This is a genomic window from Vibrio sp. B172a (assembly GCF_030248355.1).
GTDB lineage: Bacteria > Pseudomonadota > Gammaproteobacteria > Enterobacterales > Vibrionaceae > Vibrio > Vibrio owensii.
Genome location: NZ_JAHGAC010000008.1, coordinates 547,903 through 569,237, shown reverse-complemented (window position 1 = coordinate 569,237; position 21,335 = coordinate 547,903). Strand labels below are relative to the sequence as shown.

24 protein-coding genes are annotated in these 21,335 nt (G+C 46.5%); 12 read left to right on the top strand and 12 right to left on the bottom strand.

Going from position 1 to position 21,335, the window contains the following annotated elements:
* Positions 1–24: 24 nt before the first annotated feature.
* Positions 25–975, top strand: coding sequence for a LysR family transcriptional regulator (locus KIT90_RS12410; protein ID WP_285376886.1), 951 nt, complete (start codon positions 25–27; stop codon positions 973–975).
* 116 nt (positions 976–1,091) lie between these two features.
* Here the strand turns inward: KIT90_RS12410 and KIT90_RS12405 are convergent, their stop codons facing one another.
* From KIT90_RS12405 to KIT90_RS12380, 6 genes are all read right to left on the bottom strand, one after another.
* Complete coding sequence (locus KIT90_RS12405; protein WP_005436283.1) at positions 1,092–1,523, bottom strand: VF530 family DNA-binding protein; 432 nt, start codon at positions 1,521–1,523, stop codon at positions 1,092–1,094.
* Positions 1,524–1,688: 165 nt separating this feature from the next.
* Positions 1,689–3,293, bottom strand: coding sequence for an ABC-F family ATPase (locus KIT90_RS12400; protein ID WP_078609968.1), 1,605 nt, complete (start codon positions 3,291–3,293; stop codon positions 1,689–1,691).
* 206 nt (positions 3,294–3,499) lie between these two features.
* A complete protein-coding gene (locus KIT90_RS12395) occupies positions 3,500–3,958 on the bottom strand; it encodes a hypothetical protein (protein WP_285376885.1) in 459 nt (152 codons plus the stop codon).
* A 13-nt stretch (positions 3,959–3,971) separates the two neighbouring features.
* Positions 3,972–5,645 carry an LruC domain-containing protein gene (locus tag KIT90_RS12390; RefSeq protein ID WP_009706428.1) on the bottom strand — a complete coding sequence of 558 codons (1,674 nt, stop codon included), beginning with the start codon at positions 5,643–5,645 and terminating at the stop codon, positions 3,972–3,974.
* 236 nt (positions 5,646–5,881) lie between these two features.
* On the bottom strand, positions 5,882–6,301 hold the full coding sequence (locus tag KIT90_RS12385; protein ID WP_078609969.1) for a VOC family protein: 420 nt from the start codon (positions 6,299–6,301) through the stop codon (positions 5,882–5,884).
* Between the two features lie 4 nt (positions 6,302–6,305).
* On the bottom strand, positions 6,306–7,106 hold the full coding sequence (locus KIT90_RS12380; protein ID WP_264407738.1) for a PhzF family phenazine biosynthesis protein: 801 nt from the start codon (positions 7,104–7,106) through the stop codon (positions 6,306–6,308).
* Positions 7,107–7,274: 168 nt separating this feature from the next.
* Between KIT90_RS12380 and KIT90_RS12375 the strand changes: the two genes are divergently transcribed.
* From KIT90_RS12375 to cydX, 9 genes are all read left to right on the top strand, one after another.
* Positions 7,275–7,949, top strand: a complete 675-nt coding sequence (locus KIT90_RS12375; protein ID WP_050567645.1) for a hypothetical protein — start codon at positions 7,275–7,277, stop codon at positions 7,947–7,949.
* A 265-nt stretch (positions 7,950–8,214) separates the two neighbouring features.
* Positions 8,215–9,171, top strand: a complete 957-nt coding sequence (locus tag KIT90_RS12370; RefSeq protein WP_005429413.1) for an MBL fold metallo-hydrolase — start codon at positions 8,215–8,217, stop codon at positions 9,169–9,171.
* Positions 9,161–9,475 carry a hypothetical protein gene (locus tag KIT90_RS12365; RefSeq protein WP_005436274.1) on the top strand — a complete coding sequence of 105 codons (315 nt, stop codon included), beginning with the start codon at positions 9,161–9,163 and terminating at the stop codon, positions 9,473–9,475. Before KIT90_RS12370 ends, KIT90_RS12365 begins: the two co-directional genes overlap by 11 nt.
* On the top strand, positions 9,463–10,329 hold the full coding sequence (locus KIT90_RS12360; protein WP_285376881.1) for a DUF692 domain-containing protein: 867 nt from the start codon (positions 9,463–9,465) through the stop codon (positions 10,327–10,329). Before KIT90_RS12365 ends, KIT90_RS12360 begins: the two co-directional genes overlap by 13 nt.
* The gene (locus tag KIT90_RS12355; protein ID WP_285376880.1) at positions 10,322–11,053 is read left to right on the top strand and encodes a putative DNA-binding domain-containing protein; all 732 of its coding nucleotides are present in this window, start codon (positions 10,322–10,324) and stop codon (positions 11,051–11,053) included. Before KIT90_RS12360 ends, KIT90_RS12355 begins: the two co-directional genes overlap by 8 nt.
* A complete protein-coding gene (locus tag KIT90_RS12350; RefSeq protein WP_005429408.1) occupies positions 11,050–11,649 on the top strand; it encodes a DoxX family protein in 600 nt (199 codons plus the stop codon). The genes KIT90_RS12355 and KIT90_RS12350 overlap by 4 nt, the downstream gene beginning before the upstream one ends.
* 87 nt (positions 11,650–11,736) lie before the next feature.
* Complete coding sequence (locus tag KIT90_RS12345; RefSeq protein ID WP_285376878.1) at positions 11,737–13,332, top strand: cytochrome ubiquinol oxidase subunit I; 1,596 nt, start codon at positions 11,737–11,739, stop codon at positions 13,330–13,332.
* Between the two features lie 9 nt (positions 13,333–13,341).
* The gene (gene cydB, locus KIT90_RS12340) at positions 13,342–14,478 is read left to right on the top strand and encodes a cytochrome d ubiquinol oxidase subunit II (RefSeq protein WP_077262750.1); all 1,137 of its coding nucleotides are present in this window, start codon (positions 13,342–13,344) and stop codon (positions 14,476–14,478) included.
* A 10-nt stretch (positions 14,479–14,488) separates the two neighbouring features.
* A complete protein-coding gene (gene cydX, locus KIT90_RS12335; protein WP_010453186.1) occupies positions 14,489–14,596 on the top strand; it encodes a cytochrome bd-I oxidase subunit CydX in 108 nt (35 codons plus the stop codon).
* Between the two features lie 75 nt (positions 14,597–14,671).
* On the opposite strand, the gene KIT90_RS12330 is transcribed toward cydX, so the two are convergent.
* From KIT90_RS12330 to KIT90_RS12310, 5 genes are all read right to left on the bottom strand, one after another.
* A complete protein-coding gene (locus KIT90_RS12330; RefSeq protein ID WP_285376876.1) occupies positions 14,672–15,166 on the bottom strand; it encodes a GNAT family N-acetyltransferase in 495 nt (164 codons plus the stop codon).
* Between the two features lie 33 nt (positions 15,167–15,199).
* Positions 15,200–15,664: an NUDIX domain-containing protein gene (locus KIT90_RS12325; RefSeq protein WP_045416085.1), complete on the bottom strand. Its 465-nt coding sequence runs from the start codon at positions 15,662–15,664 to the stop codon at positions 15,200–15,202.
* Positions 15,665–15,694: 30 nt separating this feature from the next.
* The gene (locus KIT90_RS12320) at positions 15,695–16,024 is read right to left on the bottom strand and encodes a hypothetical protein (protein WP_285376875.1); all 330 of its coding nucleotides are present in this window, start codon (positions 16,022–16,024) and stop codon (positions 15,695–15,697) included.
* Between the two features lie 141 nt (positions 16,025–16,165).
* Positions 16,166–16,714 (bottom strand): nuclear transport factor 2 family protein, encoded by a 549-nt coding sequence (locus tag KIT90_RS12315; protein WP_285376874.1) that lies wholly within the window; start codon positions 16,712–16,714, stop codon positions 16,166–16,168.
* 11 nt (positions 16,715–16,725) lie between these two features.
* The gene (locus KIT90_RS12310; RefSeq protein WP_306310047.1) at positions 16,726–17,589 is read right to left on the bottom strand and encodes an alpha/beta hydrolase; all 864 of its coding nucleotides are present in this window, start codon (positions 17,587–17,589) and stop codon (positions 16,726–16,728) included.
* Between the two features lie 302 nt (positions 17,590–17,891).
* Between KIT90_RS12310 and KIT90_RS12305 the strand changes: the two genes are divergently transcribed.
* Positions 17,892–18,797 carry a helix-turn-helix transcriptional regulator gene (locus KIT90_RS12305; RefSeq protein ID WP_285376872.1) on the top strand — a complete coding sequence of 302 codons (906 nt, stop codon included), beginning with the start codon at positions 17,892–17,894 and terminating at the stop codon, positions 18,795–18,797.
* A gap of 2 nt (positions 18,798–18,799) precedes the next feature.
* Here the strand turns inward: KIT90_RS12305 and KIT90_RS12300 are convergent, their stop codons facing one another.
* Positions 18,800–19,714: an AraC family transcriptional regulator gene (locus KIT90_RS12300; RefSeq protein WP_285376871.1), complete on the bottom strand. Its 915-nt coding sequence runs from the start codon at positions 19,712–19,714 to the stop codon at positions 18,800–18,802.
* A 339-nt stretch (positions 19,715–20,053) separates the two neighbouring features.
* Here KIT90_RS12300 and KIT90_RS12295 point away from each other — a divergent pair, with 339 nt between their 5' ends.
* Positions 20,054–21,298 carry a dipeptidase gene (locus tag KIT90_RS12295; protein ID WP_285376870.1) on the top strand — a complete coding sequence of 415 codons (1,245 nt, stop codon included), beginning with the start codon at positions 20,054–20,056 and terminating at the stop codon, positions 21,296–21,298.
* The last annotated feature ends 37 nt before the right edge of the window (positions 21,299–21,335 follow it).

The following is a 21,335-nucleotide window of genomic DNA, read 5'->3' as shown; positions in this document are numbered from 1 at the left end:
ATAAGAACATGAGGAAACTAATGCGTGGATAAGATCAGAGCATTAACCGTATTTCGTCGAGTGGTGGAGCTAGGTAGCTTCGTCGCGGCAGCAGAAGATTTAAATCTCTCAAAAGCCGCCATCAGTAAAAACATCAATGAGTTAGAGAGCTATTTGAAAAGCCCTTTGATTAACCGCACGACGCGTAACTTGCACATTACCGATAATGGTCAGCTCTATTATCAGCAAGTGTGTCAGGTTCTCGATGCACTCAACAACGCAGACCGCTCGGTGATTGAGTCTTCCCACACATTAAAGGGCGCACTAAAAATCAGCATGCCGATGTCATTAGGGTTGATTGAGCTAAACCCCATCATCTGTGAATTTATGAAGCTGCATCCAGAGCTATCCATCGAAGTAGTGATGAGTGATGAACATATCGATTTGATTGAGCAAGGGGTCGATATTGCCATTCGTGGCGGAGGCGAATTGGGTAACTCTAGCCTACGCTCGCGCAAACTATTGGATATCCGCCGTGTACTTTGCGCTTCCCCTCAATACCTTGAAGAGTCGCAGCCGTTTAAATCTCCACGTGACGTTATAAACCATCGCCTACTTAGCTATAGCCTCTCTTCAACGTCTCGCCGTTGGACATTTCAAAATGGCAGTGAGGTATTGGAAGTTGATCTGCCTGCGAGTGTTTACACTGTCAACAGTGGTTTGGCGCTCACCCAAGCGGCATGTGCCGGACATGGGGTTGCGTTGTTGCCAGACTTCTTTGTTGAGCCTCAATTGGCATCCGGTGAATTGGTTGAGATTACCCCTGAATGGCAGATGGAAAAGCACGCGCTCTACATCGTTTACCCTTACCACAAAGAGCAATCGCAAAAGTTACGAGCCTTTATTGATTATGTGGTGGAGAGCTTCCAAGCGCGATTCAGCCGTCAGTCAGATCCGCAACAGATGTACTCTTCGATTATCAAGCTAGGGTCTTAATAACTGGGTTTAGCCAAAGAAAAGGCAATAAAAAAGCCAAACAGGATAGTTTGGCTTTTCATCAAAATCATCCTGCTCTTAGACATCGAGCCTACAAGAACAAGAAAACTGAAAGTTTATCGACGGCGGTTATTAAAGCGAGCACGATCTGAGCGTTGCTTTGCTGAACGCTCTTTGTGCGCAGACGCAGCCTTCGCTTGTGAAGCCAGAATCGATTCAACCGTCAGTTCCATTGGTTCACGCGGCTCCAATCCATGACGGAAAGTACGTGCGCGTGGTGGCAGGTTGTACTCGTATTCAGATGCCTTTGGCATGCGCTTGTAGCGGTATAGGTAGAAGTTCTCTACACGCTCGCGAGCCCATTCTGTTTTCTTCAGGTACTTAACACTGCTTGCAATGCTTGGCTTGGTGTTGAAACAGTTCATACGCATTGCTGTGTCGAGGATTTCCCAACCGTAATGGTCAACAAGCTGCTGCAACATGTCTTCTAATTTAAGACCGTGCAGAGGGTTGTTCTTCTGCAGTTCAATACGTTCTTCGTCGGTCATAAATTCATGGCTCATGAACGGCTCCTTAATTGTGGGTGGCGAGCGTTGTACTCACCACCTTACCTCTATTAGGTTTAGATTAAATCACTATTGCGAATAATCTGTTGTTTTCTTCGTCTCAAAGACGATCTTTACGTCCAATTATTCACGATGATCGGCGCTTGGTTACGCAGCGCTAAGCACCTTTTGTTGGTGTGCCATGTACTCTTCAAATGTACCTTGGAAACTCACCAACTGTTTGTCTTTTACATCAATGATTGAAGTCGCCAATGACGATACAAACTCACGGTCATGACTAACAAAGATCAAAGTGCCCGTGTAGTCTTTTAATGCGCTGTTTAACGCTTCAATCGCTTCCATATCCATGTGGTTAGTTGGCTCATCCATTACCAAAACGTTGATGTCTTGCATCATTAGCTTACCAAACAGCAGGCGGTTCTTCTCACCACCCGAGCAGTTTTTCGCTTTTTTGTTGGCATCATCAGCGGTAAATAACAAACGGCCTAGAATGCCACGCACCATTAGGTCATTGTGCTTCACGGTACGCCACTGAGAGATCCACTCAAAGATGGTCAGATCATTATCGAAGTCCGCACTGCTGTCCTGTGGGCAGTAACCAATTGAAGCGTTTTCAGACCATTTTACTACGCCCTGAGTTTGCTCTAGTTCGTTCACTAAGCAACGCAGCAAGGTCGTTTTACCCACACCGTTTTCACCAATGATCGCAAGGCGAGTGCCTGCTTCAAGTAACAAGTTGCCTTTTTCAAACAACAGCTCATCACCAAACGAGTGACCAAGGTCTTGCAGTTCCAAGGCTAAACGATGCAGTTTTTTGCCCTCACCGAAATCAATCGATGGGCTAACACGACTACTTGCTTTCACTTCGTCGAGTTGGATTTTTTCCATCTTCTTCGCGCGAGAGCTGGCTTGTTTTGCTTTCGATGCATTCGCACCAAAACGGTTTACGAATTCTTGAAGTTCGTTGATTTCAGCGGTTTTCTTCGCGTTGGAAGCCAGTAACTGCTCACGACGAAGGCCAGATGCCTCAAGGAAGTATTCATAGTTACCAGGGTAAATGCGCAGTTCGCCGTAATCGATATCTGCCATGTGAGTACACACAGAGTTTAGGAAGTGACGGTCGTGCGAGATGATGATCATCGTACACTTACGTTGGTTCAACTCTTCTGCCAACCAGTTGATGGTGTGGATATCCAAGTTGTTGGTTGGTTCGTCGAGCAGCAAAATATCTGGGTTAGCAAACAGAGCTTGCGCCAAAAGCACACGCAGTTTCCAGCCCGGAGCAACTTGCTGCATCAAACCAAAATGCAGCTCTTCTTCAATACCCGCTTGAAGCAAAATATCGCCAGCACGGCTTTCTGCTGTGTAGCCGTCCATTTCTGCGAATTCGCTTTCAAGCTCAGCGACTTTCATGCCGTCTTCTTCGCTCATTTCTGGTAATGAATAGATGCGGTCACGTTCCTGCTTCACTTCCCAAAGCTTGCGATCGCCCATGATCACGGCATCAATTACACTGTATTGCTCGAACGCAAACTGATCTTGGCTCAATACGCCCAGCTTCAGCCCCGGAGTAATAGACACATTGCCCGAGCTTGGCGCGAGTGCTCCGCTCAGGATTTTCATAAATGTCGACTTACCACAGCCGTTTGCGCCAATCAGACCATAACGGTTGCCGTTGCCAAACTTAGCAGAGATATTTTCGAACAGTGGCTCGGCACCAAATTGCATGGTGATATTGTTTGTACTAATGATAGCGGCGTCCTCGAAGGAAATTTCTTTTAAATAACAAGTTGTTAATTCACTTTCGAGATACGGTTAGAAAAGGGCATATTGAAAGTGGCCGCCATTCTATCTGATTCGTTCAATAGGTGATATAGATCACGCGAATGTTGCGAAGGATTTTTATCAAAAATAAAGCGTGGCTTTAACCACGCTTTGCTTATTAACGACATCTTGGATTAAAAATCGAGATGGTAATTGTTGTTGGATTGATTCAACGAAATCACCCAGTTCTTCTCAGATTCACCAGCATTCATTGGGACCCATTGCGCGTACAACTTGGTCCAATTGCCATTCACCTCTAACTCAACCTGATTGGTTCGGGTCGGATAAATAGTAGTGATGCGTGACATTGGGTCTGCAATCACATCGCCGTTTTCCGCCGTAAATGCCTCTTTGGTGTAAAGATGCAATGCACCATCAGAAGCCCCTTGGTAGTTCATAGACAAGGTAATGGTCTCGCCAACATCAAAGGAAAAGTCACGCTGTGCCACAATGTCTTGTGTGTCATCAGTCTCATCCACCACTGGCGCAGGAGCTGGGGTTGAAGAGCTGCCCCCTCCACCACCACCGCCTCCACAAGCAGCGACTAGGGTTGAAGCAAACATGATGGTCAAAAGTTTTGTCGAAGTATTCATGTGATGCTCCTTGCTATTCCGTTGCTGAGATAACTTTGCCACTCGCTGGCGCGTTGTACCAACTGGTGTCTGTTTCGCCACTGCTGGTTACCCAAGTTGGGAATCCTGTGTAGGCATGGCTGATGTCTGTGTTCTCGGTTGGGTGATCCCATTCATCACGAATGTTGATTGCCCAAGGCATGTTGTTGCTGGTTAGGAAGTATTCCGAGCCGCCTGTGTCATCATCATGCAGGTTGAACAATGCGTTATTCATATCCCCAGTGCCTGAGAATGTCTTAAAGTGGGTTTGCCATGTCATGCCTGGGAAGGTCGCAACAAAGTCTCCGTGGTACGTACCTTCTGCCGCAAAGATGAATGAGTCATATGGCGGGTAACCGATTTGATCTCGTGCGACTGGCGTGGTCAGTTCGACGACCATCTGATAGCTGAGGATGTCGGTCGCTTGCTGATTCAAGCAATTGCTCTGAGTACGGTAATAAGTACAACCTGAAGTCAGAACACCAAGCGCATCCAGTTCTGCTCTTAAATCCTCCGATACCACCAACACAGTTTCGCTGCCAGATTGAAGCACGGTATGTTCCACTGCTTGACCATTTTTGGTCACCGTTACCGATGCCACGTTGGACGAATCCACATTAGGCAGCTTCACGGCAAAACCATTGGAATAACCTGCCCCCATCGCTTGTAGGGTGTAATCGACGGTAATGGTCTTCAATTCACGTTGGCCATTCAAGAGTTCGGTCACACGATAGCGCCACACCACATCGTTAAAGTCGTAGTCACCCATTAACGGCCAGCGATCTTCGAATGCCATCGTCGCATACGTATCAGAACTTGGGTAAACCGACGTCACAGTCACCTCTGGGTTGTTCTCTTGGACCAACACTTCGTATTTCGAATCGGTAGTGCCATCGGTGTTCACACCATCCACCGCCGAGAAAGGTGAAATATCCACGGTAAAAATCAAATCGTTGAAATCGTTATCGCCACTCGGACGGCGAATGTCTTCAAAACCAAGCACCAAAAACTCATTCTCGGTATCCAAGAACGCAACGTTATGGCGGCGGTAATTGGCGGTCGTCTCTGGATTCAAACTGGATAAGCTGTAAAAAGGTGTGTTCCAAGGACCAAGGTAAGGAATGTTGTTATAGGTACTCACATACCAACCATTCGGGATGACGAAAAACGCAAGCGTCTGACCCGCGGTTAACTGCACATCGAGATCGATAGTGTCACCTTCCTGCATGTCACCATCTGGCGCTTTCGAAGCATTTGGGAAAATAACCATGTGCGTTTCGATATCGTCTTTACTGGTTGGCGGATTGTTGGTGTCGTAGACAAAATAGCCTAGCGAATTTCGATAGCCAGCCCCCTCATTAAGAAACGTCACTGAGGCCGTCGCGTACTCAGCGCCATCAAGCTCGTCATCGATATCAATATTTGAATAGCGTTCCGGTGCAATAAACGCACTGTTAACGTAAGTCCCTTCAGGAAGCATCGAGTACACATTGGTCAGCGTATCCTGAGGTAAGGTTTCCGCAATAGAAGTGGTCTCTAATGGTTTACCTTTGATGGTGTAGTTTGCATTGTCACTGCCTGATTCGAACGATAAATCACTGGTAGTGAGCGCGTATCCGGACATCGACACGCAGCAACTGGTTAGCGCAATAAGTTTCCCTGCTTTCATGTTATTCCCCTCATCAACTGAATCGTTGGTCGTAGAGGGTTAACGCAAATATGATGCCGAAATTACCTCATTTAAAAACATAGAGTTATATTGATTCAAATATCATTCTCATTTTGAGAATTAAGCTGATAGGCAAAGTGAAGCGAAATGGGAAGAGAAGAAAGAAATGCGAGAGGCAGACACCTGAAACAAAAAGAGCGCCCCAAAAGACGCTCTTAATATCGATGAGTTCGAACCTACGAACGCGACGCCATTGGGTGGCTTGGGCTCATCTCCAACAAGTCCCACAAGTTGCCATAGAGATCTTCAAATACGGCGACTGTGCCGTAGTCTTGCTCCGCAGGCGGGCGAACAAATTTAATGCCCTGCTCTACCATTCGGTTGTAATCGCGCCAGAAGTCATCGGTATTCAAAAATAGGAACACACGTCCACCAGTTTGGTTACCGATGAAGTCACGTTGCTCTGGCTTAGACGCTTTGGCTAACAATAATGTCACACCATTGGAACCCGGTGGAGAAACCACAACCCAGCGCTTATCTTGCTCTGGTTGGTAAGTATCTTCCACCAGCTCAAACTTCAGCTTATTCACATAAAAGTCAATCGCTTCATCGTAATCTTTTACGACCAAAGCAATATGGATAATGGATTGTTTCATCGCGTTATACCTTTAGTTTTCCGCTGATTACCGTCTTTGCGGAGCCAATCAGTTTAATACGTCCGTTTTCAAGCAGTTCGGTTTGTAAGTGACCGCCACGTGCTGAGGCTTGATAAGCTTTAAACTGATTTTGACCGAGCTTCTGCGCCCAAAACTGAGTCAGTGCGCAATGGGCTGAGCCTGTAACAGGATCTTCGTTCACGCCCACCCAAGGGGCGAAGTAGCGCGAGATAAAGTCGAGCTCTGGGGAATTCGATAGAGCAGTGACCACCACGCCACGCCCTTGAATGTTCTTTAATGCGTCAAAGTTAGGCTCGAGATCCAGCACGGTTTGTTCACTGTCGACTTCAATAAAGCCTTTGCTGTCAAACTGAGCGTAAGAAACCACCTGCTCTGCTTTCAATCCAAGTGCTGCTAGCAACGTAGCATCTTGCTCAACATCCATTTCAAGATGAGTCGAAGGAAAATCGAGCTCAATTGTCGACTCGTTTACTTTTGCATGAAGCTCACCAGAGAGAGTTTGAAAGGCAATGGTATCGCCAACCTTCGCTAATCCTTGTTCTTTTAAGATTTGCGCTGTGGCTAATGTGCCATGACCACACAGCGCCACTTCTACCTTAGGTGTGAACCAACGCAGTCGCATGTCTTTCAAACAGAGAAAAGCGGTTTCTGATACCGCCATTTCTTCAGCGATAGAGAACATCAATGCCTCTGGTAACGGTTCTTGTGAGAGGCAGACTCCTGCAGGGTTTCCTTTGAAAGGTTCGGTGGTGAAAGAGTCCACTTGGTAGATATCGAGATCCATGATGCCTCCATTTTTTGAAAGCCCCAATGTATCAACTCTCGCTTGTTGAGCAAATCCCAATTAGTGAATTGTTTCATTAACTCTAAAAAATAAAGTACGACATACCATTTACATGAAAACAATTAACAGTACAATGAACCGTATAAATCAAAAGGCGAAGAGAATACCATGAAGAAAATCTTGTTAATCATTGTTTCATTTGCAGCATTGGCTCTTTCAGGTTGTGCGAGCAAACCCTACTACGGTCAAGTTCAATCAATTGATGCGCCAGATGTAGGCCTTGTAACAACAAAATCATTGGGCGAACCAATTGTCGAATACAGCTACGCACAAACTAAAGATTCATTTAGCGTACACACCCCACTTGATCTGAAGGGTGGCTTGCTTACGATGGAAGTCGGTACCTACGTAAAAGTAGCGGATGCAAGCAGATATGACGAGTACATGGCGGTCTCACCTACGGCAGGGATGGATTCAGGCTTTACTCTGCATAAAACCAATATCTACCTAGACAAAACCAACAACACTGTCTGCAACTATGACGTTTTGTATTTCTGTACCGACGAAAATGCACCCGTTTCAATCAAGCCAAGAACAGTGGAAGGCGCTGACTCTCAATTTAAAGAAATGATTTATACGGGTAAACATGGCTCAAAAGTGAACTTCATGTACCGTGAGTTCACCAATAACATGATCAGAGGAGCATTTACTGTTCCTGTCGAATATGACCTGACAGAAGGGAAAGTCATCTCTTACAAAGGAGCTGAATTCGAGATCATTGAAGCGACCAACCGTCATCTCAAATACATCGTAAGAAAACACTTTACTCCTCTAAGCCTTTAACAGCTTAGGTTTGAAGACAAACAAAAGGCACCCTTCGCGGTGCCTTTTTACATTCTGATGCTTGTTCAGCTCAAACCAATAACGTTCAATTTACCTGAACGAAACTTTAAAATTACTAGATATAATTAACCATTCATATTGGATATCTTATTCCCGTGCTTTGACGGACATCAAAAACAAATCGTTTTTCCTGCCTCTTCAACACTTCTTTGGATGCTCACCCAAAGAAAATAAATAAGAAAAATCAAACTCATAGGTATTCAATATGAAACAGCCTTTAAAAGCGTTAGTGCTGGCTCTAGGGTTATCCTTAGGTGCAGCCAACTGTTACGCATTAACTGTCGAACCGCTCGAAAAAGATTTTACTTTGCAGCTACTCGGATCCGGTGGACCAATCTCTGATGACCTTCGTGCATCGTCTGGTGAACTGATTTGGTGGAAAGGAAAATCACGCGTGATGATCGATGCCGGTGGTGGTGTTTATCTGCGTTTTGGCCAAGCGGGAGGCAAACTGGAAGACTTAGACTTCCTTGGTTTAAGCCACTTCCACACCGACCACGTCGCCGACGTTCCTGCCTTATTAAAAGGTGGCTACTTCTTTGACCGTCAAGATCCCCTTGATATCGCAGGCCCAGAAGCTGGCTCTGCATTTCCTAGCTTAACCGGTTACATGAAAGCGCTTTTCGACGGTGATGAAGGCGCGTACGCATATCTGAACGGTTTGTTTGATGGCAGCGATGGCTTGTTCCCAGTCACCATTACTGATGTGCCATACAAAACTTCCCAAGGCACCAAGGTGTACGAGCAGGATGGGTTAACCATTTACGCTCTCGGCATCCCACACGGTGACGTACCTTGTCTCGCTTTCCGAATCGAAAGTGCCGAAGGCGTGATGGTGATTTCCGCCGACCAAAACGGCAGTAACCCTGACTTCATCGACTTTGCTAAAGGTGCCGACATTTTATTGATGCCATTGGCAATTCACGAAGAAGCTGACGAAGTTTCGTCATTTATGCACGCTAAGCCATCGGTTGTCGGCAAGATCGCCGCAGAAGTAAATCCAAAACTCTTGGTGCTTAACCACTGGATGGGCTTAGGTCTAAAACTCAAACCCGCTTCCATCAAGATCGTTAAAGAGTACTACCACGGTCAAGTTATCGCTGGTCACGACTTATCTAGCTACCCAATGAGCGCAGCGAAGGAGATGTCTCATGAACAATAAACTCGCTCTATCTATCGCGATGACATCTGTCATTACTTTGAACTCAGGCATGGCGTTTGCCGATGCACCCACAGAAGCTCCCGTAGAAGCTCAATCCAGCTCTCAACATGGCGGTAAGTGTGCGGCTGGTAAATGTGGTACAGAGAAACGCTTCGAGAAACAAGAGTTAAAAGATGATCCGCAAGGCCGTTTGGTACGCGCCCGAGACGGTAAATGTGGTGTGACAGGTGAAGGTATTAACCCTTCGGCTGAAACCATCAAATTAACCAAAAGCAAAATCACAGGTGGGGTATGCGGACAATAACCGATACATCAAAAGGGATTGGGCTGCGCAGCGAACACGTTGATTTGCTGTGTCAGTTGCCCGAGCACCCAGATATCGATTTCCTCGAATTGGCACCGGAAAACTGGATGAATATTGGCGGCTTGAAACGTGAACAACTGCAAGACATTGCTAAATATTATCCGCTTGTCGCTCATGGCTTGAGCTTATCGATTGGTGATTGCCAACCGTTAAACGAGTCTTTTGTACGAGACGTCGCACGCTTTCTCGATGAATTTAATATCGACATCTATAGCGAACATCTGAGTTTCTCTAGAGACAATCAGGGCTATTTGTATGAACTGCTTCCGATCCCTCGACATAAAGAGAACATTCCGTATTTGGTCGAACGCATTCAACGCGTGCAAGACATTATTCAGCGCCCATTAGCGTTAGAGAATATCTCTTACTACCACGATTACGGACATGAAATGCCAGAGGGCGAGTTTATCGCTGAAGTGAGTGACTGCAGTGGATGTGAGCTGCTGATCGACATCAACAATGTGTTCGTCAACAGCCGAAATCATCATTTCTGCCCTTACGACATGCTGAGCACTTTACCAAGCGATGCGATTCGCTATTACCACATTGCGGGTCACTTGAAACAGCGTGACGACTTCTTGCTCGATACCCATGGTAAACCCGTACCTGATGAAGTGATTGATCTGGCTCGTTACACCTACTCGGTGCATGGCAGTAAGCCTTTGCTTCTTGAGCGCGACCACAATGTGCCGTCGCTGCTTGTTCTGGCTGAAGAGCTTCGCAGCATTCATGGCGAGATCTTGGATTTCAGCCAAACCCTCGAAGTTTTATGTAAGGAGGTGCTCAATGCTTAATCCTCCGAGCAAAATGCGCGCGCAAACCGAGTCCCTAACGGCTCTGATTCGCACGCCTATGAATCAGCATGCGCTGTGTCGATATAGCGAATTTATCCGCGACAACATCTTGGGTGTCGTTGCGAATACGTTCCCTCTATTTTCTTCGCAGTTCGCTGATGAACAACTTGAACGCATGGTGGATGACTTTGTGGTGATGCATGGCGCTTCCGAGCCTGAGTTTCATCATATTGCCACCGAGTTTGTTCAGTTTTTGCAGCAGAAAGCGCATCAAGATTCCAGCTCCATCTCTGCCGATCAGAAGGCGTTATTGGAATATGAATGGGTGGCGTTCAATGTAGAAATTGACACCTTAGTCGCGGCATTCAATTCACCCTCGAATCCGATATTCGACGAGAACCAAGTGCTGCAACTCAACCCAACATTAAAGCTGGTCGAAGTGCCTTTCTTGCTGCATCAAGACTCCGTGACCTTCTTAACTGACAGGCGTCACCCTGTGTTTTATGGCGTGTTTCGGAACTCACAGCATCATGTGATCTCGCAAAAGCTCAGAGAAGTGGATGTCGCATTGATTCAACTATTACAACAGCAACCAAACCTGACTCTGGCGCAACTACAACAAATGATTGCTCAGCAACTCGCCAGATTCAGTTTCATGGAGTGGGCTCAACACTTCAGTGAACTAGGACTCGTCAGCGTCCGCCCTTCAGGAGAAAAATTATGATTAAGTCAGCCCTCAATTGGTTCGACGGTCTCGTCGAGAAATGCAAAAGATACGATTACTTAGCGTTACTTGCGATTCGTCTCTACCTCATTCCGGTCATTTTTGTTGGCGCTCGCTCTAAGGTGCTGGGTTTCTCTGGCACCGTCGCGTGGTTTGGCGCGTCCACCGCAGATGGTGGTTTGAACTTACCATTTCCCGAGTTGTTAGCGTTTCTTGCCGCAGGTACGGAAGTGCTTGGCTGTATTTGTATCGCTTTGGGTTTGTTTACCCGAGTGATGTCGATTCCGATGATTTTCTTGATGAGTGTTGCGAGCGCAATGGTGCACTGGAAACACGGTTGGGATGCCATCGCTACTGGCGGCATGGAAGCAACGGTGCGTTTGAACGGCTTTATTGAATGGTTAGCAACTAACTTCCCAGGTCGATACAACTACATCACCGAATTGGGTGACCCAGTAATGCTCAACAACGGTATGGAGTTCGCAGCGACCTACTTTGTGATGTTGCTGGTGCTGTTCTTCTACGGCGGTGGTCGCTACGTAAGCTTGGATTACTGGTTGAGAAAACCTTTCTCTCGCACACCAGCAAAAGCGTAACTCAAGCGCCCAAGCTTTAACGTCTAATTAAACAGACTAATAATAACCTTATCTAACCCGCTACTCTGGTAGCGGGAAGGAGTCCTTATGTTTGCAGATGTCGTTGATCTGTCGCGGTTTCAGTTCGCTAGTACCGCACTCTATCATTTTATATTCGTCCCACTGACCATAGGTTTGTCTTTCTTGCTGGCCGTTATGGAGTCTTTGTACGTCATGACGGGAAAAACCATCTACAAGGACATGACCAAGTTCTGGGGTAAGTTATTCGGGATTAATTTCGCCGTGGGCGTGGCGACCGGTCTTACCATGGAGTTTCAATTTGGTACCAACTGGGCGTATTACTCTCACTATGTGGGCGATATTTTCGGGGCACCGCTTGCCATCGAAGCCTTGATTGCCTTCTTCCTCGAATCCACCTTAGTCGGTATGTTCTTCTTCGGTTGGGATCGATTATCAAAACGCCAACACTTGTCGGTCACTTGGCTGACAGCGCTAGGTTCTAACTTCTCTGGGTTGTGGATTTTGATGGCAAATGGCTGGATGCAAAACCCAGTCGGCGCAGAATTCAATTACCAGACCATGAGAATGGAGATGATCAACTTTGCTGATGTGGTGTTTAACCCCGTCACGCAAGTGAAGTTTGTTCATACCGTGGCTGCCGGTTACACCACAGGTGCTCTGTTTGTGATGGGCATCAGTGCTTACTACTTACTCAAAGGGCGAGATATCTCATTCGCTCGCCGTTCGTTTGCGGTGGCATCCGCATTTGGCATGGCGGCGATTGTGTCGACATTGATGCTGGGTGATGAATCGGGTTACGAGCTTGGTGACGTGCAACAGGTAAAACTGGCGGCAATTGAGTCCGAGTGGCACACCGAAGAAGCACCCGCCTCGTTCACGCTATTTGGCTTACCAAACCAAGAAACCATGGAAACCGACTACGCCGTTAAGATTCCATATCTAATGGGGATCATCGCGACTCGCTCGCTGGATGAGCCAGTGATGGGCTTACGCGATCTGATGGCACAGAACGAAGATCGTATCCGCGATGGTATCCAAGCTTATGGCATGCTAGAGGAACTTCGCGCAGGTAACGATAGCCCTGAAAACATCGCTCAATTCGACGAGATGAAGAAAAACCTCGGCTACGGTCTGCTATTGAAGAAATACACCGAGAACGTCACCGACGCGACTGAAAGCCAAATCAAGCAAGCTGCGCAAGACACGATTCCTCAAGTGGCACCACTATTCTGGAGCTTCCGAATCATGGTGGCGTGTGGGGTATTGATGTTCGCGATTATCGGTTTGTCTTTCGTCCAAGTCTGCCGCAGAAAATTGGGTTCGAGCCCTTGGTTATTGAGAGCGGCACTATGGGCGATTCCATTGCCTTTCATTGCTTGTGAAGCGGGTTGGTTCGTTGCCGAATACGGACGTCAACCATGGGCAATTGGTGAGGTGCTTCCGGTCAATATGGCGGTATCTAACCTCGCACCAAGTGACATTTGGATTTCGCTCGGCTTTGTTTATGTACTCTACACAGCGTTCTTGATTGTAGAAATGTTCTTGATGGTGAAGTTTGCCAAACGTGGACCAAGCGTACTCAAAACGGGCCGCTATCACCATGAAGAAAACAACGAAAAAGACAAACAACCCGATACATTCAAACTGATTGATCAGCACTAAGGAGGCACTATGTTTGATTACGAAAACCTACGCCTATTTACTTGGGCGATCGTTGGTGTGCTGTTGATTGGTTTCACCATCACTGACGGATTCGATATGGGGGTGGCCGCGCTGCTCCCAGTAATGGGGAAAAAGAACCTCGAACGTCGCGTAATGCTAAACGCTATTGCGCCACACTGGGACGGCAACCAAGTTTGGCTAATTACCGCTGGCGGTGCCATCTTCGCGATATGGCCCTTGGTATACGCCGCAGCGTTTTCCGGCTTCTACATTGCCATGCTATTGGTGCTCGCATCCCTTTGGTTGCGTCCTATCGGTATGGATTACCGAGCTAAAATCGATAATCCGCAATGGCGCAACGCATGTGATATCGCCTTGTTCATCAGCGGTGTGATTCCGCCGATTATCTTTGGGGTTGGTTTCGGTAACTTGTTAGTCGGTGTGCCGTTCGAGTTAAATAACTTGCTGATGTTGGATTATCAAGGTGGGTTCTTTGACTTGCTTACTCCATTCCCAATTCTGTGTGGCTTAGTGAGTTTGACCATGGTGGTGACGCAAGGTGCTGCTTTCCTTCAAATGAAAACCAAACATGAGCTACGCAGTCGAGCACAAAACATCACGCTGTGGGGCGCGGGTGCAACCATGTTGCTGTTTATGTTTGGCGGTTTGTTCGCGGCATCTCAATCGGGTTACATCATCATCGGCGCAATGCTTAAAGATGGCATTTCAAACCCACTCAACAAACAAGTGGTGAGCATCGCGGGTGATTTATTGCATAACTTCAGCGAAATGCCGCAACTTTGGTTGATTCCATTCACTGCGGTAACGAGCTTACTGGTGTGTTTTTGGGCAACAGTCTCTCGCCGTGCTGGGGTGGCGTTCACTATGTCGAGCATTGCGATTGCTTGCATCATCTTAACTGCAGGCGTCACCTTGTTCCCGATGATCATGCCGTCAAGCATCAACCCATCGCACAGCTTAACGTTATGGGATGCGACATCGAGTGAGAAAACGCTCGGAATTATCTCTATCGTTGCCATCATCGTTGTGCCTGTGATTCTGGGCTACACCGCATGGTGTTACTACAAAATGTTCGGACGTTTGGATAACAACTACATCCGCAGCAACAGCTCATCGCTCTATTAAGGAGGCAAGTATGTGGTACATGTGTTGGGTACTTGGCGTATTACTCGCCTGCGCCTTTGGTGTCATCAATGGTTTATGGCTAGAGAACACTGGACGCTTTGAAGAGGAAGAGTTCTAATTTCTCACTTCAGAACGGAACATTCCCAATAACAAACGCCCTCAATCACGAGGGCGTTTGTTCATCTCAATGAGTTTACTCTGCCGACAATCGATAGCGGCGCACTTCGTATTGGTCTTGTTCTGAATAGAATGTATTGAGGAACTCGCCACCCGCTTTTTCGATCACGCGTCTTGATGCAGTATTGTTCACATCACAAGTGACGATAGCAAAGTCCTGAATGATTTCGGTTTTCACCCAATTCAACATGAATGTGGCGATGCCTTTACCTTGAGCATCTGGCGCAGTTTCGTAACCAATGTGCCCAATCACATTTTCAAGGTAGTGGTTATTACCGTCACGAACTCGAATCGAACCAAGTATCACCCCTTCCTCGATACAGAAGTATGTCGAAGACGGCGTCCAACCCTCTGGCAACCCTTCGCCTTTCGCATATCCAATTCGTTTTTTCAGCAACGCTTCGCTGTCACTTTGGGCGGCAACGTACATTTCCATTCCCGCCTGAGCACACTTTTCAACATACTGGGCAAACGCCTTTAAATGGCCAATGTTGGCTTTGACTATTTGCATTTTCTTCCTTGTGTTAGTTTGAGTGAGCATCCGTTACGAAACCAATGGCTCGATGTTTTCTGCAAATAAGCACTCAAGAGGATAACGCAAAGCAAGTGTCGGCATATCTGTTTTCGAAAACCAAGCCAGCTCGCTAGTCTCGTCATCTAGTTGTTCTTCAAAGTGTCCCGTTTGCAGACACTTTAATAAGACAACTGTGTATTCGACTTGGTCGCCGTTTGGATAAGTAAAACCAAATCCTTCTCCACCGAAAACACCGAGCACACGTTCAACTTTAACCTTGAGTCCGGTTTCTTCTCTGACTTCTCGAATCACAGCTTGTGAGGGTGATTCGGCAGGCTCAATCATGCCTGCAGGTAAACTCCAACTGCCATCTGATTTCTTTTGCAATAGAAGCTGGTTGCTTTGATTGAGGATCACAGCGGCAACGCCCGGAATCATTAACACGTGATTACCAACTTTGCTGCGTAACTCTTTTATGTAGTGACTGGCACTCATTTATCTTCCTTGAACTTAATGTTTAGTTTCTCACCAGACATTCATTTTGAAATACAACAAGAAGCAGGTAATAAAAATTAAGCCGCACCATGCGAGAAAGATCTTCGCTTTTTGCTCTGCACTGGCTTCTTCTGGATCTGGTTGCAGGATGAAGTAGTAACAAACAATGGGAATGAGTTCGTAGGTTTTAGCAATGTATTGATGCCCCATTTCAAGAAATGGCGGGACGTACAAATACACCACGGTATAAACAATGAAGTAAAATGTACCAAGAATGCGGTGCAAACCGATGGATTGCCCTTCTCGGAAAAACCAAACTAATGCTGCCAAACCGGCAAAGACTGCGACGAGTAAAAACATCCGTTCTTCTACCCTTCTTTTGAAACTTTCTCCTACCCTATTGAAACCACTCAATTAATCAAATGGTTATGTTGCCAAACACGATAAAGCTCAAACAGAAAAGGCACCAATTGGTGCCTTTGTGACGCTCTGACGCGTTTATTAGTACGTTACTTTAAGTGCCTCGCGCGCTTTTAGGTTTTGCGCGGCATGCTTAGGCGCTTCTGCCAAGATATCTCGGCTGCCTTGCTCTGCTTTTCGATTCAGTTTCACTGAGGTGATTTGCCAGTTATCGCCTGCTCGTTGCAACCCAAACTCGTATTCACCCGAAACCGCCCAGGAACCTTCTTCACCGAGCCAATGACTTGCGGTGAAATCTACTGTCGCACTCGCCTTATCACCATCAATAGAGACGTTCAGATTGCTCAAGTCATGAAATGTCGCATCAAAACCAGGCAGGAATCCCGCCCACTGCTGCATTAAATCTTGGCGTTTAACTTGTTGAGCTTCACCGCCAAACAACGAAGTGTAATCCACCGTTAATTCTGGAGCGAACAGTCGACCTAAGTATTCAAATGCGCCTTGGTCTGCCAAAGCCGAGAAGCTGTTAATGTTGCTACGAATTTTCGCTTCGTCCAAGGACATGGTTTGAGCATTCACATTCATGGCAATCACTCCGATAAACAGCAACCACAGTTGTTTAAGCTTCATCACGTGATTCCTTATAGGTTCGCTTCGAAGTGCTCTACAACTTCGTCGACAGCCAGTTTTACCGCTTCTGGTTGGTCATAGAAATCGAATTGATTGATGTCGTATAGCCATACTGCGTTAACGTTGCTACCAGCATTCTCGATGTAACGATGCGCACCAGCAGGCAGAGCCATGGCTTCAGATGCCACCATTAGCACTGGTTTATCTTGTGTTGCTGCACTCGCTTGAGCGTCATAGTTCAACCAACCAGTCCATGATGCAACGTTGTATTGGTTGTCATATTCAGGAATCAAACCACGGTCAGTCTCTGTGTAGTAAGGCGCTTGGAACATCAACGCGTTCTCATTGGTTGTGCTTGCTGCTTCGATGTAAACGGGAGTCGCTGAATGTGCTGCCTCTTCCGCTGCTGCGAGTAAGTTTTTCGCACTTTCTTCGCCACCATAAATTTCAGTCGCCATCGCTTTATCGTGCAACCAAGGAGCAACCACTGCCGCGGCTTTTACTTTGTCATTACCGGCAACCGCATCTAGCATGTAGCCCGCCGATGCACAGATACCCAGACCACCGATGCGTGATGCATCAACGCCATCGAGTTGACTCACCGCTTCAATCACTGCGCGAATGTCTGCGGTTTTACGTGCAGGATCTTCTAAGTACATCACTTGGTCTTTGCTTTCACCCCAACCACGGAAATCAAACGTCAATGCCGCGTAACCTCGCTCTGCCAATGCTTGGGCATAAACCGCCGGCATCTGCTCTTTCACTGTTGTCCACGCACCCGTCACGATAACAACTGGGGCATTTTTCGCACCTTTTGGTAGGTAAAGGTTTGCAGCTAGTTGACCAACTTGAGTATTGAGTTCGATGTGTTTCATGGTGGTGTCCTCTAAAGCTAAGTTCATGTTGTTGTCATTTGCAGAAACTGAGTAAGCAAAGGTGGTGAACGGCAAACTACCTAATAGTAGTAAAAGCGATGTCTTAAACATGGCATCCTCTCTGTCTTATGTTTTGTCTAAGCTGTCCGGCTAACTTGGGTATAGATTAGCGCTGCACCGCGAGAGAAGATTGAACATTCCTGCCCAAGTTTTTGTACTTTATTGCCCCCTCAATGAGTTGACGAAATGTGCAAAACTCGGCTAATTTCAGCTAGCAAGTGGAAGAGAACAAAGGAAAGAAAATGAAGTCCGAGCTTAAGTTTTATGACTCTGAATCTAATGCGCTATCAAGCTGTGGCGACGTGCTGGATATTGAGTTTTCAAACCATGGATTAGATTGGTCGGGCGTATTGGTAGAAAAAGGCACGTCCCCTTATTTCTATCCGAAGAATGTCTACACCCCCTACTTCTACTTTGCATTGGCACTAGAAAAAGATTTGAATTGGAGTGTTGAAAAAGATGGCACGTTCGCCGATCTGAAAACCAGCCCGGGCAACATTTGGATTAACCCGCCTAAAACCCCGTTTACCCATGATGTGGCAGAGCCTTGTTACTTCGTGATTTTAGCGATTGACGAACAGGAGTTTTTCTCGCACTGCCCGCTCAATTTAGAGGGAATTGAGTTGCAATTTTTGAACAACTACAACGTGTTGGATGAGACCATCAAAGGCATCATTGAGCTGTTTATGTTGGAAGCGAAAGCCAAAGGGCGAAACGGCAAAATCTACCTCAACAACTTGGTTTCACTGCTGGCAACCCACTACATTCAAAACTACTCCAACTACTTTGACCTTAAGAACAACCAGCTTGCAGCCTCTAAGTTCGACCACCACCAAGTCGATAAGATTGACCAATACATCGAAGAAAACATCGGCGACAACATCGCGGTTGATGACCTCGCAGACTTACTCGGTTGCAGTAAGTTTTACTTTCTGAGGGAATTCAAAAAGCTCATCGGCGTAACGCCCTATCAGTACCTGATGAATAAGCGTTTGGAGCAAGCACGAGTGGCGCTCTCTTCTGGTTCAGTCAATATCGCTTTAACGGCGCACGAGCTTGGCTTTAATGACCAATCCCACTTTACTCGTGCCTTCAAAAACCATTTCGGCATGACTCCGGGACAATTCGTTAAACAACAAGAAAGCTAATCTTAAGACTGGTTGGCTTTCTTCCACTGCAAAGGGGTGATGCCATTCGCGCGTTTAAAGGCACGCACAAACTGAGTGGCATCAGCGTATCCCAAGTGCACAGCAATATCTCCAACGGCACTGTTTCTTTGAATCAAAACGCGTTTGGCAAAAGCAAAGTTGAGCGCCTCTTTTACCTCACGAAAACTGGTGCCTTCTTGCTTCAAACTACGCTGCACCGTGCGCTTTGAAATGCCAATTAACTCGCTAAACACTTCCAAACACATATCAACTCGCCCTACATACGCAGACAAAGCTTGCTCAACATAGTAAGCAAAAGGCTTGTCTTCCGCGCACAAATTTATGCTATCGATCTCTTCTAAAGTGGGATACTCCAACACTAAATGTTCTTGACCAAGAAACTGCGGAATATCGTTTCTGATTTGGAGCTCAGTTAAGGGCTGGCCTTGCGGGTGAAGCAGATAGTAAGCGCTCGGCTCTTGCAGATTTGGGTACCAAGCTTTCATATACGCATGAAGATAAACCGTTAAAAACAGCTCGGCTTCTATTTGCTCAAAAGCACTAGCGTGAGCATCTACACGAGTGACATTAGCTGACGTTTCAACATTCAAGGCTCTTAGCCCTAAGCTCGTTATGACGTTTTCCGGCGTGGCTTGATTGAACTTCAAATTAACACTCGCTTGCTTCGCGATACGTTGTAATGAAGAGACAAATACCTTTGCGCCTAGGTGCTGCCTCAACCCAGATAGCAACCGAGAAAAAGCATGGAAAGGAATGAACTCAGCCGTTGAAGTGTCTAGCGCAAATGGCATGTCTGCTTGCTCTTGCAGTTGCGCCAATGCTTTAGGATCCAGAACTAACTGACCAAGAAAATCATACACGATTGTTTTTCTAATCAATGGGATGGAATGACTCACACCTTCTCCTAGGTTCAACACGTCTCTTTTCATTACACGAATTCTGACGTTACTTGACTGGCTTTTCAAAAGATAGAACACGTGGCGCAAAATGCACATTTTCACATTCCTAACTGAATAACATAACCACATCGCTTGAGTGAAGTTAAGGCAAAAATTTGAGCCATAGATCGTATTTCACATCAAGTTTCCGTTATCGCTTAGAGATTGGCAGCAAGAACTTGAGTTTTGACTAATATTCAATTAGTTGAATTAAACCGTTAACGACAAAAGCCATCTCTAAACGCTAGATGCACCCATCAAAATAAACGGACTTACACTCACTATTGAGAGGTTACTATGATCAAGAAAATGTCATTGGCAGCAATCACTATCGCCGTATCAATGGGCTCCGCTTACGCCAGCGTAGAAAGCAAAACGTGGCCAGCCTCAGACAAAGCAAAAGCCTTTGTTCAAGACACCATTGTGATTGGCATGCTAGCAAGCCCTTATGGTGCTGGTTGGACAGACGATCAACAACTTCTCGATTACTTCCAGTTAGCACGCGACAACGGCATTACTGGTCATGAATATACGATTACTGCGGCTGACCATAACTTTGATGACTTCATTTTCCACCACCACAAACACCGTGCAGCCATGGCGAAAGAACCAGACAACTTTATTGTTGCCCATTCCAACCAAGACATTGAGAAAGCGCACGTAGAAGGCAAAACCGCCGTTCTTTGGAATAGCCAAACTGCCACCATTTTGGAAGAAGACGTGACTCGTATGGCGCTGCTTAAAGACATGGGTTTAAAAAGCATGATCTTGGCGTACAACGATATTTTTCGTACCGGTTCAGGTCAATTAGCGGCCTATAATGGTCGCGATATTGGCTTAACGCCCTGGGGCCAATCAGTGATTGATGAGATGGTGAAATACCGCGTAATTCTCGACTTGAGCCATACCGGTTCCAAGACCGCCAATGATGCGATGGATTACATGGAAAAGAATCATGCAGGAACGCCATTTATCTACTCTCACTCAGTCCCTGCGGGTTTATATAAGAGTGAACCTGATGCAACACCAAAAGGCTGTTATCGTGCAATCCCTGATGATGAAGCAATTCGTGCTGCGAAGTCAGGCGGCTATGTATCTCCAACCTTTACTGAGTGGATGATGGATGGTGTATGGCCAGAAGACATCTCGCCAAAACAAGCAGCAGATATGATCGATTACTATGTGAAATTAGTCGGCGTTGACCATGTTGGTATCGCTACCGATGACATGTTCTCAACAAAAGGCGTGGTCGATTTTGCGATGAAAAACGCCAAGATGTATGACGATGGCGGCTACATGATTGACGCCTTCAACAAGGGCGCAACAGGCAACGGCGAACTATCCAAGATCTTAGCCGCAATTACTGATGACTTATGGGCACGAGGCTACAGCAACGAAGACTTGGCGAAGATTTACGGTGGTAACAAGATGCGAGTCTACGCTCAAGTTTCCGAAGGCGTTAACCCAAAAGCGTTCCAAGAGCAGTATTCAAAACGCTTGGAAATGCTAACAAAAATGCGCCACGAGCATATGGGTAAATAGACGCACTCCAAAACGTAAAAAGGCACCAATCGGTGCC